The sequence below is a fragment of the Maribacter sp. UBA3344 genome (genome assembly GCF_002362375.1).
Classification (GTDB): Bacteria; Bacteroidota; Bacteroidia; order Flavobacteriales; family Flavobacteriaceae; genus Maribacter; species Maribacter dokdonensis.
Genome location: NZ_DERI01000016.1, coordinates 1 through 14,779, shown reverse-complemented (window position 1 = coordinate 14,779; position 14,779 = coordinate 1). Strand labels below are relative to the sequence as shown.

Sequence of the window (14,779 nt, the reverse complement as noted above, 5' to 3'; positions counted from 1 at the left end):
ATTCCTTATCGTTTTACGAATTTCTTAAACAATGTACAACTACTTCAAATAATCTTCTGCCTTTGCCAAAGCCTCTTCAATACCACCAGGATTTTTACCACCTGCAGTGGCAAAGAAAGGTTGACCACCGCCGCCACCTTGAATGTACTTACCAAGCTCGCGAACAATTGTGCCGGCATTTAATCCTTTAGAAGCCACCAGTTCTTTAGATATATAACAGGACAATAAAGCTTTACCATTTTGCTCTGTACCGAACAGTAAAAACAAATTATCCTTATTGCCGCCCATTTCAAAACTAAGGTCTTTAATACCAGCTGCATCTAAATCTACTTTTTTAGCTAGAAACTGCACTCCGTTGATTTCCTTAAGTTCCGAAAGTAAATCACCTTTTAAGTTTTTTGCCTTATCCTTAAGTAATTCAGCTACTTGTTTTTTAAGGCTGCTATTCTCTTCCTGTAAACTTGAAACCGACTTTAACGGATCTTGGCTATTGCCTAAAACATGTTTTATTTCTGAAAGCAATTTGTCATTATCAGTATGAAGATCTTTAACGGCATCACCGGTAATTGCTTCTATTCTTCTAATACCTGCTGCAACGGCGCCCTCTGACTTTATTTTAAATTGCCAGATATCTCCCGTATTCTTTACATGTGTTCCTCCACATAATTCTATGGATTTACCAAAACGAATGGTTCTTACCGCATCTCCATATTTTTCACCAAATAACGCCATAGCGCCCTCTGCTATCGCAGTTTTCATTGGTACGTTTCTTTCTTCCTGAAGCTGTAATTGTCCATCTATACGAGCATTCACAAAATTCTCAACCTCTTGCAATTCTTCTGGTGTCATTTTAGAAAAATGAGAAAAATCAAATCGTAAATATTTTGAATGTACCGAAGACCCTTTTTGCTCTACGTGCTTACCCAAAACTTCTCTTAATGCCTGATGCAACAAGTGCGTTGCCGTATGGTTAGCTTCAGTTCTGTTGCGTTGCTTTTTATCTACGACCGCTTTAAAACTTTCATTTAAATGCTTTGGTAGGTTCTTGGCAAAATGAATGATCTCGTTATTCTCTTTCTTAGTATCGGTGATATAAATAACATCACCATGTGCATCTTCTAAATACCCTTTATCACCAACTTGACCACCGCCTTCAGCATAAAAAGGGGTTAGATTAAATACCAATTGATATTGTGTACCTTCTTTTTTGGATGTTATTTTTCTGTATTTGGTAATCTTTACCTCAACATCAAGCATATCATACCCAACAAACTCTTGCTCGTTATCCTCTTGTAAAACCTCCCAATCTTCTTTAGATACAGATGATGCGGATTTTGACCTATTTTTCTGCTTCTGCATTGCGGCATCAAAACCGGCTTCATCTAACTCATATCCTTTTTCACTAAGAATCAATGCGGTTAAATCTATTGGAAATCCGAAAGTATCATATAGCTCAAAAGCCTTTCCGCCATCTACGATCTTTCCTTTGGTATTCTTTATGATGGTATCTAAAAGCAACAAGCCCTGATCCAAGGTTTTCAAGAAAGAGTATTCTTCTTCTTTGATTACATTTTCAATGAGTTGTTTTTGCTCTTTCAATTCCGGGTAAGCTGCACCCAAAGAATCGGTTAAAACATTTACCAAACGGAACATAAAAGGTTCTTTGGTATTCAAAAAGGTGAATCCGTAGCGTACCGCTCTTCTTAATATTCTTCTTATCACATAACCGGCACCAGTATTGCTTGGCAATTGACCGTCTGCAATAGAAAATGCCACTGCGCGAATGTGATCACTGATAACACGAATGGCTATATCAATTTCTTCACTTTTACCATAATCGGAATTTGTGATGGTTTCTATTTCTCGTATTAACGGCGTAAATATATCTGTATCATAGTTAGATTGTACTCCTTGTAAAACCATACAAAGACGTTCAAACCCCATTCCCGTATCTACGTGCTTAGCCGGCAAACTCTCTAACGAACCATCTGCTTTGCGGTTGTATTGCATAAATACCAGGTTCCAAATTTCCACTACCTGCGGATGGTCTTGATTTACCAAACTTGCACCAGATACTTTTGCCTTTTCTTCTTTTGAGCGAATATCCACGTGAATCTCGGAACATGGTCCACACGGTCCTTGGTCGCCCATTTCCCAAAAATTATCTTTTTTGTTCCCCATGATAATCCTATCCTGTGGAACAATTTTCTTCCATAGCTCAAACGCATCTTTATCCATATCCAATTGATCGGCATCTTCACTACCTTCAAAAACTGATACGTACAAACTATCCTTATCTATTTTAAATACTTCGGTCAACAATTCCCATGCCCAGGCAATAGCCTCTTCTTTAAAATAATCGCCAAAGCTCCAGTTGCCCAACATCTCGAACATGGTATGGTGATAGGTATCTTTACCTACTTCCTCCAAATCATTATGTTTACCACTTACACGCAAACATTTTTGAGTATCTACCACTCTTGAGCTCTTAGGCTGACTAATACCTAAAAAATATTCTTTGAACTGGTTCATGCCCGCATTTGTAAAAAGCAGGGTTGGGTCATCTTTTATGACCATAGGTGCAGAAGGCACTATTTTGTGTTCTTTACCTTTGAAAAAATTCAGAAATTGAGTTCTTGTTTCTTTGGAATTCATCTAAAATGCTAAGCTTTTACAAATTTTAACGGTTTATATAAAACTATTTTTATATTTGTTTGTTCCCTAATAATTAAAAAACAAAAATAGGATAAATAACATTCATGTCTAAGGTAAAATACTATTACGACCCAGATACGCTGTCGTACCGTAAAATAGAACCCCAAAAATCTAAACGTTATAGAAATATAACCTTCTTTATTTTGGGATCGTGCCTTTTTGGTCTGTTAGGTTTAATTCTATTACTGAACACCAATCTCGTAAACACACCTAGAGAACTTTCTTTGTCAAGGGAAGTAAAGAACTACGAGCTTCAATATGAACTGTTGAATAAAAAAATGGAACAGATCGAGGAAGTTCTGGGCAATATTGAAGAAAGGGACAACAATATCTACCGTTTATATTTTGAAGCAAATCCAATACCAGACGAGCAACGTAAAGCAGGGTTTGGAGGTATTAACCGTTATAAATCTTTAGAAGGTTTCAACAATTCCGAGATGATTATATCTACCACCAAAAGGCTGGATATTATAAAAAAACAAATGGCCATACAGTCTAAGTCTTTGGATGAAATCACAAAACTAGCCGAAGAAAAAGAAAAATTGTTAATGTCCATTCCCGCTATACAGCCTATCAATAATGAAGATTTAACCCGCATGGCTTCAGGTTATGGTTGGCGTTCAGATCCTTTCACAAAAGCAAGAAAAATGCACTATGGCATGGACTTCACCGCACCTAAAGGCACACCGGTATATGCCTCTGGCGATGGTAAAATAACCAGGGCCGATAATAATTCATCCGGCTACGGTAAACATATACGTATTGAGCACGGCTACGGGTATTTAAGCCTTTATGCGCATTTAAGCCAGTATAACGTGAAGAAGGGTCAAAAAGTAAAACGAGGCGATTTAATTGGCTTTGTAGGCAGTACAGGTAGATCGGAAGCTCCACATTTACATTATGAAGTTTGGAAAGATAAAGATCGTATAAACCCTATTAATTTCTATTATGGAAGTTTATCTCCAGAAGAGTTTGAAAACATGCTTAAATTTGCTAATCAAGAAAACCAATCATTAGATTAATGCAGATAGACCTCCCAGAAAAAAGATATTATGGTATTGGTGAAGTAGCCCGTGCTTTCGGCGTAAACGCCTCGTTAATTCGTTTTTGGGAAAAAGAGTTCGATGTACTTCAACCAAAAAAGAACGCAAAAGGAAATAGAAAATTTACGCCACAGGACATTAAAAACCTTCAGCTTATCTACCATTTGGTAAAAGAAAGAGGCTTTACTCTTGATGGCGCCAAAATTCACCTTAAAGAAGAGAAGCAAAAAACACTTTCCAATTTTGACATTATTCAAAAATTGGAGCGCGTAAAAGCGGAACTAAATAAAATTAAAGACCAATTATAACACAACCATTATGAAAAAAGGACTAATCGCATTAATCGTAATCGCTGTAATAGCGTTTGGACTATACCAGTGGGGCGTAGGTTTCAACAACACAGCAATAGCGTTAAAAGAAACTTCTACAAAAACCTGGGCAAATGTTGAAAGTGCTTATCAACGTAGAAACGACCTTATAGGCAACCTAGTAAAAACAGTACAAGGTGCCGCTGATTTCGAAAGAGGTACTTTGACCGATGTAATAGAGGCAAGATCTAAAGCAACTTCGGTAAGCATTGACCCAGCTAATATAACCCCAGAGCAATTAGCACAGTTCAATCAAGCACAAAGTGGATTAAGCAGTGCACTAAGTAGATTATTGGTTACCGTTGAACGCTACCCTGACTTAAAGGCAAATCAAAATTTTCTGGAACTGCAATCTCAATTAGAAGGCACCGAAAATAGAATAAACGTAGCACGTGATAGGTTTAACGCAACCGTAGAACCATACAACCTTCACATCAAAAAATTTCCAAATTCAATTTTGGCAGGTATATTTAATTTTGATGAGCTAGCATATTATAAAGCTGATGCAGGATCAGAAAATGCACCAGACGTAAATTTTGAATTTGATTGATATTTTATGTCCAAGGTAGAAGATTTTTTAACCGCCAAAGAAGAGCAAGACATAGTGAACGCTATTCTTGAAGCAGAAAAAAATACTTCTGGTGAAATTAGAGTGCATATAGAAGCACATACAGACAAAGACCATTACGAGAGAGCCAAAGAGGTTTTTCATTTATTAAAAATGGATAACACCAAACAAGAAAACGGAGTTCTTATCTATGTAGCCGTACACGATAAGAAGTTTGTAATTTGTGGTGATAAGGGTATTGACAATGTAGTACCTAAAGACTTTTGGCAAACTACCAGAAATAGCATTCAAACACATTTTGAGAAAGGAGCTTTTAAAGAAGGTTTAGTAGCTGGTGTTTTAAAAGCCGGAGAAGAGTTAAGAAGCCATTTTCCTTGGCAATCAGATGACACCAACGAACTAAGCAATGAAATATCTAAAGGCTAGCCTTCTTATTGTTTTTCTTTGGTGTATACCGGCATGGAGTCAGTTTGAAATCCCTGAAAAACCGGCGTTACAGACCAGTGTTTATGATTACACCAATTTATTGAGCGACCAGCAGAAAGTAGCTCTTAGCCAAAAATTGGTTCGTTATTCGGACAGCACTTCTACCCAAATTGTAGTAACCATTATTGCGAGCACCAATGGTGAGAACATTAATTATTTGGGTGCCAACTGGGGGCAAAAATGGGGAATTGGCCAAGAAGGCAAAGACAATGGTATTCTCATAATTTTAGCTGAGAATGATAGAAAAGTTGCTATTAGCACCGGGTATGGTGTAGAAGGTCTACTTACAGACGCTATATCAAAACGCATTATTGAACAAGTAATCCTTCCAGAATTTAGAGCTGGGGATTATTATGGTGGACTAAATAAAGGGTCAGATGTTATTTTTCAAGTTTTAAATGGTGAATTTGAAGAAGACAGAACCTTTGGAAATAACAGTAAATCCCCTTTCTCCTCATTTTTACCCTTTATCATTTTTCTCGTAATCCTCTTTATACTTTGGAGTCGCAAAAACGACGACCATAACGGAGGCAGTAACGGTAGAAGACGCAGGGGTCTTAGTCCTTGGGATATGATTATTCTAAGTAATATGGGACGTTCTAGTGGTTCTAGTGGCGGATTCGGTAGCGGCGGAGGCGGAAGCTTTGGTGGCGGTGGATTCGGAGGAGGTTTCGGCGGCGGCGGCTTTGGCGGTGGCGGTGCTTCTGGCGGATGGTAGTTTATTTTAAAACAAATTGCTTCATTTTCAATATCCAGAGATATTAAATTCTGTTTATATCTATTCGCTTTCTAGTAACAACTAGGCTTAGGTCTATTGTATATAATTATACAGCAATCATAGACATTATATTACCTTCCCCTTTATCCCCTCTTGTGAGGGGATAAATACGTATTTAGTTGCAGGCTTCTTGACAGTAAGAATTTTTGTCACAATAAGTACTACATGGACTGTTTTATTCAAAATCTTTAATTCAAGTTAGAAACTGTTCCCCTCTCGGGAGGGGCTAGGGGTGGGTTGTTGGTTAAAACTCCAAAAAAAATGGTCAAATAATTCTGCTGCGCAAAATATTTGACCACTTCTTATTTCCTTATCTAATGATTAGAGTTTATTTTTAAATTCTAACACCTCGATTTCTTAGCAACCTTACTTCTTCCTCATAAATACTGTAATAGGGACACCAGTAAAATCATACTCTTCACGTATCTTATTCTCTAAATAACGCTTGTAAGGCTCACGTACATATTGCGGCAGGTTACAGAAGAAAGCAAACTGCGGATATGGAGTTGGTAATTGCGTACAGAACTTTATTTTAACGAATTTGCCCTTATACGCCGGCGGTGGATAATTTTCTATTATCGGTAACATTGTTTCATTGAACTTACGGGTAATAATTTTTTTATTACGATTATTGTATACCTCAACTGCAGTTTCTATTGCCTTGAAAATACGTTGCTTTGTCAATACAGAAACAAAAAGAATAGGCACATCTGTAAATGGCTCAATAGCTTTTTTAATTTTATCGGTATAGTGCTTTATAGTATTGGTTTCTTTATCCTCTACCAAATCCCACTTATTCACAAGAATAACTATCCCTTTATGATTTCGCTGTGCTAGCCAGAAAATATTTTCTACCTGACCATCAAAGCCTCTTGTGGCATCGAGCATTAAAATACATACATCGCAATGCTCTATTGCCCTAACCGAACGCATAACGGAATAGAACTCTAAATCTTCTTTCACTTTTGCCTTACGACGAATACCAGCGGTATCCACTAGGTTAAATTCAAATCCGAATCTATTATATTTTGTATCGATACTATCTCTTGTAGTACCTGCGATATCGGTTACAATGTATCTATCCTCCCCTATCAATGCATTAATAAAAGAAGACTTGCCCGCATTGGGCCTACCAACAACGGCAAATCTTGGCAGGTCACTTTCCTCTTCTACAACATCTGGCAACTTTTCTACTAAGGCATCTAGCAATTCTCCAGAACCACCTCCGTTTATACTAGATAAAGTATAATACTCACCAAGGCCTAAAGAATAAAACTCAACAGCATCCTCAGCTCTTTTGGCATTATCAACCTTGTTGACCGCCAAAAAAACAGGCTTTTTCACTCTTCTAAGTAACTTGGCTACATCTTCATCCATACCGGTAACACCAGTTTCAACGTCTACCATAAAAATAATGGCATCAGCTTCTTCGATCGCCAATTCAACTTGCCTATCAATTTCCTTTTCAAAAACATCATCACTACCCACAACGTATCCGCCGGTATCAATAATTGAAAACTCTTTTCCGTTCCAATCACTTTTACCATAATGGCGATCACGTGTAACACCGCTAACGGCATCAACTATAGCCTCACGTCTTTGAATTAATCTATTAAAAAATGTTGATTTTCCTACATTAGGTCTCCCTACAATGGCAACAATAGCACCCATAGCTTAAATTTGCCGCAAAGGTAGTACAATCCAAACAATAGTTGCCTGATTAGCTTATCTATATATAAAATTTAGAAAGACTTTAATTATTATACCCAAAACGCTTTAATTGACGTGCATCGCTTCGCCAATTCTTGTTCACTTTAACGTAGAGTTCGATGTGAACCTGCTTACCAAAAAATTTCTCTAAATCTTTTCTAGCTTCTACGCCAACTCGCTTTAAAGCCGCCCCTTTGTGACCAATGATAATTCCTTTTTGAGAATCGCGCTCAACCATAATCACCGCACGCATACGAATGATATCCTCATCTTCAAAAAACTCTTCGGTTTCTATTTCTACCGCGTATGGTATTTCCTTTTTGTAGTTCAATAATATTTTCTCCCGGATAGTCTCATTCACAAAAAAGCGTTCTGGCTTGTCGGTTAACTGATCTTTAGGATAATAGGCAGGCGATTTTGGAAGTAGTTCAACAATACGTTCAAAAACTCCCTTTATATTAAAATTAGATAATGCCGAAATTGGATGCAACTCTACCGTAGGCAATAAGTCTTGCCAATACTGAACTTGTTCTTCCAATAATTCTTGGGTCGCTGTATCTACTTTATTTAACAATAGTAAAACAGGAATTTTACTGTTTTTAATTTTCTCGAAAAAAGCTTCATCCTTTAAAGCCTTCTCCCCTATCTCTACCATATACAGTAAAACATCGGCATCTTCAAAAGCAGATTTTACAAAATCCATCATACTACTCTGCAGTTCGTAGGCAGGTTTTATAATTCCAGGAGTATCAGAAAGAATCATTTGAAAATCATCCCCATTTACAATTCCTAAAATACGGTGCCTTGTTGTTTGTGCCTTTGATGTTATTATGGATAATTTTTCACCCACAAAAGCATTCATCAATGTCGACTTACCAACATTTGGATTTCCTATTATATTTACGAAGCCTGCTCTATGATCTGCCATCCTTCAACTTTATTATGTATTTCTTCAATTCCACATTTACCTTTGGAGCCAACAAAAGTACGGCAATCATATTAGGTATTACCATTAAGGCATAGGACAAATCAATTAAATTCTTTACCAGCTCTAAAGAGGCCACTGCCGCAAAAACGATCATAATCACAAAATACCAGTTATACAACTTACCTATTTTAGCATTGGTCAAAAAGGATAAAGATTTTACTCCGTAATAGGAATAGGTAAACAAAGTGGATAGTGCAAATGCCGTAACTATTACCATTAACAATATATCCCCCCAACCGAACAAGGTTTTTTCAAATGCCGATAAGGTCATTACAATTCCACTAGAATCTTCTAAATACGCTCCACTGAGAATAATTACTATTGCCGTAAATGTACATACCAGAATGGTATCTATAAACGGCCCCAACATAGCCACCAAGCCTTCGCGAATAGGCTCATCGTTTTTTGATTGCCCGTGATACATTGGCGCGCTACCTAAACCTGCCTCATTTGAAAACATTGCCCTACGAACACCAATAATTACCAATCCCCAAAAGCCGCCAGTAGCTAAAGATTTAAAGTTCCAAGCTTCCGTAAATATCATTTTCAGAGCTGGGAATATTTGACTAGAGTTCATCGCCATAACCGCTATAACGGCAATTAAATATACCGCGACCATAAATGGCACTATGGCTGAGGCAACCTTTGCAATCTTTGTCAATCCACCAAATATGACAAACGAAGTAATAATGGCCAGTATTAAACCAATGGTCCATTTCCAATTTTCATCACTCATTTCAATGATGTTGGAACCAGGTTCAACTACACTCATAAATGTTTCAGTGAACTGATTAGCCGTAAACACACCCAAAAAGCCAAAGAGACCACATACCGCAAAGAAAATAGCCAAAGGTCTTGCCTTCTCACCCAATCCTTTAGTTATATAATACATGGGGCCTCCCTGTAATTTACCGTCTGAATCTGTACCACGATACATAATTGCCAAACTACAAGAGTAAAATTTGATACACATACCTATTAATGCTGTCATCCAAATCCAAAAAACCACACCCGGTCCACCATCATGAATGGCAATAGCTACCCCAGATATATTCCCCAAGCCAACTGTAGCAGCAACTGCAGCCGAAAGCGCTTGAAAAGAACTTACCTCACCTTTTGAATTTGAATTATCATATTTACCTGCTGTAATTGCTATAGCGTGACCGAAAAAACGATAGGGCATTAATTTGGAATAAAAAACCAAAAAGAGTCCGCCCCCAATTAATAATAGGAACATTGGCCACTCCGTATACGGCAGGACATTGGCTATAAAGTCATTAATTGTATCCATAAAATTGTAAAAAACCGAAGTTATGGATTTAAAGTTTTTTAAAAGATAATGCCCCCAAAAAATATTCTTTAAATAAGTTTTGAAAATAGAGAAAATGTATTGTATATTTGCACCCCGCTACGAATAGTAGCACACCTTTATCTCGTCAGCTTAATGACCTGAAGTTGCAAAACAAGTGAGATAAGAACCCATATCGCGGGGTAGAGCAGTAGGTAGCTCGTCGGGCTCATAACCCGAAGGTCACTGGTTCGAGTCCAGTTCCCGCTACTAGTAAAGACAAGCCTTTCAAGAAATTGAGAGGCTTTTTTTATTCTACCTAGTACAGAATAAGTACAGAATATACAAATTATCAACTTTTAATAACTTTTGATGTCAATTACATCCATTTAGCTCTAATCTGCTTTAAATTACTATAGATATTTATAGATTTAGGTTCGTTACAAACCTCATTCCTTAGTAAGGGGAGTTTATTATCATACAATATAACCGCAATTTAAACTCGTAAAATACTTCCATCAAAAGACTACGGCATAAAGCCAATGCTCTTTCCCCTGCTTATTTATATACTCTATTAAAAACCAAATCAAATCCTGATTTTTTCAATTCATTTGCCTTGGATCATTACAGATATGGTTCATATCATATGGTTTTCGACTTTGGATAACACCATAGACCGTTCTGAGCATTTTATTGGAGACGTTATTCATAATCAAGAAATAAGGCTTTCCTTCAAGTTTTTTTCGTTCGGCATATAAACTGTATTCCTTGTTATGAGCCACGGCGGTTTTGGCAGCAAGAAACAACAGGGATTTTAGTTTTTTATCGGCCATATGGCTTGTTTTTGCCTTCAATGACATTTTTCCAGATGAGTTCGGGTATGGGCACACACCAGCAAATGCAGCCGCTTTTTTTGCCGTCGAAATACGTTTGAAGTTTTCCGTTTTGATGATTAGGTTATTCGCGATTACTGGACCTATACCTTTGATGCTAGTAACCAGTTTATAATTAGCTTTTAATTCGGAATCGGACTGGACAACTTTTTCAATTTCTTCTTCGACGGAACTGATTTCATTTTCCAAATTCATAATAGCTCTTTGGCAGCTTCTATAGGCCGCAATACTCTGGGAAGGCCCAATCATTCTTGCCTTTTTCCCCAGTAGAAGTGATGTCCTGTTTTTGGAAAGCTGTTCCCGCAAGGTATAGAGTTCCTTGAGTTCTTTGATGGACTCAGATTTCGGTTCTGCAAAGCGCAATTCTTCAGCAAATCTCTCACCATACTTCCTGATACGGTAAGCATCCTTTGAATCACTTTTACCTCTCTGTAACCCTAGACTGTGCTTAATGCTGTAACCAGAGACCAATGCTATTTTAATCCCGTACTGGTAACAAAGGTGGACCAATAGGTTGCCATAACTTCCGGTGTGTTCAGCCACCAGGATGCAGTCATCTTCCAATTGTCTTAAAAAGTTGCATATACCCTTAAAGTTATTGCGTACAATCTTTTTTTCTCTTTACCTGCATCAAGAAAGCTAACATCAAACTTTTCTTTGGATAGGTCAATTCCATATACTCCCATAATAAATTGTTTTAATGTTCCCTTTGAGCGGCTTAAATCGTTAGTGGGTTATGCCCTTAATACTCTCTGGCTTTGACTCAAATAACTTACTGTACTTAATATAAATAGTAGATTTCCTCTATTCCGTTTCTAAAGCTAATGCAGTAAGTGGAACTTTTGTTTAATGGTAAAAATAGATTTGTTTTTACCATAATTATATCTATCGGTAAAGTAACGATTCCGTTTCCTTTTGAGCTGAGATTTTATCTTCCGTTTGGGTACTGCTCAAATATTGTTTAACTAAAATTTTAGCATTATGGAACAAGTACCTGAAAACCCCAACATTGCCATTCAAGAAGCAGAAGAACATTGTCGGTCAAGTAGTGAAAGTTATACTACTGAAAGTGCAGAAAGTCACTTAGCGTATTACAGAGATAAGCATCCGCAGAATTATCGAACATTATTAGAATATTATTCAAACTAAAATCTCATATTATGGAAAATTTAAATGTAGTACAACTTGATTTTGGGTTCGATTGCGAACCTTTAGAAACGCAGAAGAGAACATCAAAATCTAATAAAAAACGAACAAACGATTTCGTTTTCAACTTTATGGATTGTCTTAACAGTCCTATTATTGTTTTTAAATCTGCTTGGCAAGATACAATACCAAAAGACATACTTAAAAACATAAAGTTATCAAGGCTTTTGTGTTCAATGCAACAAGAAGAAATGGCATCGCTTACGGAAACATTAGCATATTTAATGCCTAGAACGTATGAAGCGCCAATGCCTACCGAATGGGTAAACATATATACCTGGCTAGGTCTTCAGTATGCAGCTCAATATAAGAATAATGACCAACTGAATGCAATGACTGAATTCGCACCAAGTGAACTTTCAAAATATGAAATGGGGCTTTTGAATAATTTGAGAAGATGGATTTATGATAAACGAAGAAAAGCGTTAAAAGACAAATTGAAAAGTACTGAAAAATCAGAGAAAAAGATATTGCCTAAAAATCAGAAAGTACTTTTTAAAGAGTGAGTTAATTACTTACAAAAGTATTATAGTCTGTTATTGAATCAGAGTTTCATAATCCATTCAGCACATTTCTCTACATTTCGCGAAAAGTTACATTCCGAGCAAAGAGCTTCACTACACAAGTCTTGGACACAACTTCAAAGCTTCCGATTTCCATTGTGCTGAACCTGCCAGAAAATGGCAGAATCGCTTCATTTCAATCTACACCTTTAAAGTCAAGTCCGCTTAACATCCTGCTAAACAAGAGTAATCTGTTTTCATAATCCACTCAGCACATTTCTCTACATTTCGCGAAAAGCTACATTTCGAGAAAAGAGCTTCACTACACAGGTCTTGGACATAATCCCCAATTTCGACTTTCCATTACGTTAACCCGATCCGCTACGCTGGAACGGGACACTTCATTCCTGAGCCAAAATCGTGAATCAAGTCCGCTTTTCATCGGAAAGCCATCGGCTTGATTTTCTTGACAGGATTTTCGGCACGGTCTTCTTGAGCCCTCACTCGAAAATCCTTAAAAACCAAACCGCTGTCTTACACATTTTAAGGGGTTTATAATGGATAGAGCCTGTATTTTTTTTCGGGTCGTCGAAAAACAGGCACGACATAACCAATTCTAATGTAAACACAGCTACTTATTTCGCTTAACTGTCGGTACGCTCAAACGCAACTGCGTTTAAAAGAATTGCTAATGCCCTTATGGAACTTGTCAAGACTATACAAGTTTTAGTAAAAAATAAGGTTTCTACTTCCTTGAAATTCCAAGGAATTTACTACGTCGCAAACACACCTGATTTGTTCCCTAAAAGTCTTGACAAAACCCACTCTATCCATTGTGCCGTGCACAGAAGAAAAGAACAAACACCCCTTAAAATTTAATCTGTTTTAAATCAATAGGGGAAATATAAATCAAGTCTGTAACAAAGCAGACTATTAAATCTTTTTATTATGAGTACTATAAAAAATCACGTACAGTTAATTGGAAACGTTGGACAAGAACCAACAATTACGAACCTTGAAAGCGGAAAGAAAGTCGCCCGTTTTTCATTGGCAACAAACGAGTATTATAAAGATGCCAAAAGCGAAAAACAAACCGATACTAATTGGCATACGGTTGTTGCTTGGGGTAAGACTGCTGAAATTGTAGAAAAATTTATTGTAAAAGGCAAAGAGGTAGGAATTACAGGAAAGCTGAAAACTCGAAGCTACACAACTGATGATAATGAACAACGCTATGTAACGGAAGTTGTAGCCGATGAAATTCTATTACTTGGAAGCAAAGACGACAAGTAAATTTTAAAAATGAAAGAGGGCGTAACCGTCGAAAGATGCGCCCTCTTTTTCATTATTCACACTTTAAATAAAATGTACAATGAAAGCACAAGTTAACGAAATTAAGGAAGGATTGCGACATTTTCACGGAACGGAAATGTTCTATCAAATCCCATTATTAAGAACACGTTTTACGGATGGACTTAAATATTTATGCGAAGTCGCTGAATGTTTTTGGCTCATAACCGACACATCTGTAATAGCAAAAAGTCTGATGAACCGAAGTGAATTTATTACCATTGACTTCAAAAGATTGCCCGAAGAAAAAATAGATTATTCTGGTTATGAAGCTGAAATAATTTACAGCGATGGCAATGATAATATTCTAGAAAAACACGGCTATCGGGTTACCGATTTTCCACTTGATGAACTGCGGTTATTTTTTGTAAATGGCACGCTGATGTTGCCAAGCGAATACTAAATTTTGAAGCTATGATGTATATTAAATTTCAAGATTTGAGTATGGAAAAACAAGAGGAACTTTTTCAGGTTTCTAGAGAACACGTCATATATCTTTTTGGAGAATCTATTCAGAAATATGTTGACGAAACTGGAGCAGATTATGATAAATTGATAGACGAAGAAATGATTAAAAATCTATACACTTACAACTTCGTTTTTAATATCTAATTTCCTAAATTTAGTTTTTAAGCACCTCTAAAGTTTAGGGGTGTTTTTGTATGCAATTTATATCAAGTCAATAAAAAAACGTATCTTTATATCGCTGGAAATACAGCACACAAATTAAAGTAAGGTTATCCACTTTTCGACTTTCGCCGATAACCGTACACATCGAAATATAACATATCGGAAAATTATTTTCCTAAAATGGCAATCGGTTTTTTAACCAGATTGGATGGATTTTTGTCACGCTTGCGCGTGACGAAAAGATTTCCATGTT

At 36.9% G+C, this 14,779-nt stretch carries 15 protein-coding genes and 1 tRNA gene; 11 read left to right on the top strand and 5 right to left on the bottom strand.

Translation table 11 applies throughout. The features are described 5' to 3' along the window. Nucleotides 1-39 precede the first annotated feature (39 nt). Nucleotides 40-2,655: an alanine--tRNA ligase gene (gene alaS / locus B2Z27_RS11055; RefSeq protein ID WP_286813699.1), complete on the bottom strand. Its 2,616-nt coding sequence runs from the start codon at nucleotides 2,653-2,655 to the stop codon at nucleotides 40-42. A gap of 104 nt (nucleotides 2,656-2,759) precedes the next feature. On the opposite strand from alaS, the gene B2Z27_RS11050 reads away from it, so the two are divergent. Genes B2Z27_RS11050 through B2Z27_RS11030 form a run of 5 tightly spaced genes read left to right on the top strand, consistent with a single transcriptional unit; the run spans nucleotide 2,760 to nucleotide 5,898 of the window. Then, entirely contained in the window at nucleotides 2,760-3,737 is a 978-nt protein-coding gene (locus tag B2Z27_RS11050) for a M23 family metallopeptidase (RefSeq protein ID WP_058105224.1), read from the top strand. After that, nucleotides 3,737-4,066, top strand: coding sequence for a MerR family transcriptional regulator (locus tag B2Z27_RS11045; protein WP_058105223.1), 330 nt, complete (start codon nucleotides 3,737-3,739; stop codon nucleotides 4,064-4,066). The genes B2Z27_RS11050 and B2Z27_RS11045 overlap by 1 nt, the downstream gene beginning before the upstream one ends. Nucleotides 4,067-4,076: 10 nt before the next feature. Continuing rightward, complete coding sequence (locus tag B2Z27_RS11040) at nucleotides 4,077-4,676, top strand: LemA family protein (RefSeq protein ID WP_071340269.1); 600 nt, start codon at nucleotides 4,077-4,079, stop codon at nucleotides 4,674-4,676. 6 nt (nucleotides 4,677-4,682) lie between these two features. Beyond that, nucleotides 4,683-5,120 carry a TPM domain-containing protein gene (locus tag B2Z27_RS11035; RefSeq protein ID WP_058105221.1) on the top strand — a complete coding sequence of 146 codons (438 nt, stop codon included), beginning with the start codon at nucleotides 4,683-4,685 and terminating at the stop codon, nucleotides 5,118-5,120. Then, entirely contained in the window at nucleotides 5,101-5,898 is a 798-nt protein-coding gene (locus B2Z27_RS11030) for a TPM domain-containing protein (protein WP_286813698.1), read from the top strand. The genes B2Z27_RS11035 and B2Z27_RS11030 overlap by 20 nt, the downstream gene beginning before the upstream one ends. Before the next feature lie 426 nt (nucleotides 5,899-6,324). Here the strand turns inward: B2Z27_RS11030 and der are convergent, their stop codons facing one another. The 3 genes from der to B2Z27_RS11015 form a co-directional block, all read right to left on the bottom strand. After that, complete coding sequence (der, locus tag B2Z27_RS11025) at nucleotides 6,325-7,629, bottom strand: ribosome biogenesis GTPase Der (RefSeq protein WP_058105219.1); 1,305 nt, start codon at nucleotides 7,627-7,629, stop codon at nucleotides 6,325-6,327. An 82-nt stretch (nucleotides 7,630-7,711) separates the two neighbouring features. After that, nucleotides 7,712-8,596 carry a GTPase Era gene (era, locus tag B2Z27_RS11020; RefSeq protein WP_286813697.1) on the bottom strand — a complete coding sequence of 295 codons (885 nt, stop codon included), beginning with the start codon at nucleotides 8,594-8,596 and terminating at the stop codon, nucleotides 7,712-7,714. Continuing rightward, nucleotides 8,583-9,947, bottom strand: a complete 1,365-nt coding sequence (locus B2Z27_RS11015; RefSeq protein WP_286813696.1) for an alanine/glycine:cation symporter family protein — start codon at nucleotides 9,945-9,947, stop codon at nucleotides 8,583-8,585. Before B2Z27_RS11015 ends, era begins: the two co-directional genes overlap by 14 nt. 194 nt (nucleotides 9,948-10,141) lie before the next feature. On the opposite strand from B2Z27_RS11015, the gene B2Z27_RS11010 reads away from it, so the two are divergent. Then, nucleotides 10,142-10,214, top strand: a tRNA-Met gene (locus B2Z27_RS11010). Nucleotides 10,215-10,546: 332 nt separating this feature from the next. Here B2Z27_RS11010 and B2Z27_RS11005 read toward each other — a convergent pair. After that, nucleotides 10,547-11,401, bottom strand: a complete 855-nt coding sequence (locus B2Z27_RS11005; protein WP_286813695.1) for a transposase — start codon at nucleotides 11,399-11,401, stop codon at nucleotides 10,547-10,549. 417 nt (nucleotides 11,402-11,818) lie between these two features. On the opposite strand from B2Z27_RS11005, the gene B2Z27_RS11000 reads away from it, so the two are divergent. The 5 genes from B2Z27_RS11000 to B2Z27_RS10980 all read left to right on the top strand — a co-directional run bounded on the left by B2Z27_RS11000 (nucleotide 11,819) and on the right by B2Z27_RS10980 (nucleotide 14,508). Continuing rightward, the gene (locus tag B2Z27_RS11000; protein ID WP_286813694.1) at nucleotides 11,819-11,986 is read left to right on the top strand and encodes a hypothetical protein; all 168 of its coding nucleotides are present in this window, start codon (nucleotides 11,819-11,821) and stop codon (nucleotides 11,984-11,986) included. Nucleotides 11,987-11,997: 11 nt separating this feature from the next. Then, nucleotides 11,998-12,549: a hypothetical protein gene (locus tag B2Z27_RS10995; protein WP_286813693.1), complete on the top strand. Its 552-nt coding sequence runs from the start codon at nucleotides 11,998-12,000 to the stop codon at nucleotides 12,547-12,549. Between the two features lie 945 nt (nucleotides 12,550-13,494). Further along, a complete protein-coding gene (locus B2Z27_RS10990; protein ID WP_286813692.1) occupies nucleotides 13,495-13,839 on the top strand; it encodes a single-stranded DNA-binding protein in 345 nt (114 codons plus the stop codon). A 79-nt stretch (nucleotides 13,840-13,918) separates the two neighbouring features. After that, on the top strand, nucleotides 13,919-14,299 hold the full coding sequence (locus B2Z27_RS10985; protein ID WP_286813691.1) for a DUF6876 family protein: 381 nt from the start codon (nucleotides 13,919-13,921) through the stop codon (nucleotides 14,297-14,299). Nucleotides 14,300-14,310: 11 nt separating this feature from the next. After that, the gene (locus B2Z27_RS10980) at nucleotides 14,311-14,508 is read left to right on the top strand and encodes a hypothetical protein (RefSeq protein WP_034260969.1); all 198 of its coding nucleotides are present in this window, start codon (nucleotides 14,311-14,313) and stop codon (nucleotides 14,506-14,508) included. The last annotated feature ends 271 nt before the right edge of the window (nucleotides 14,509-14,779 follow it).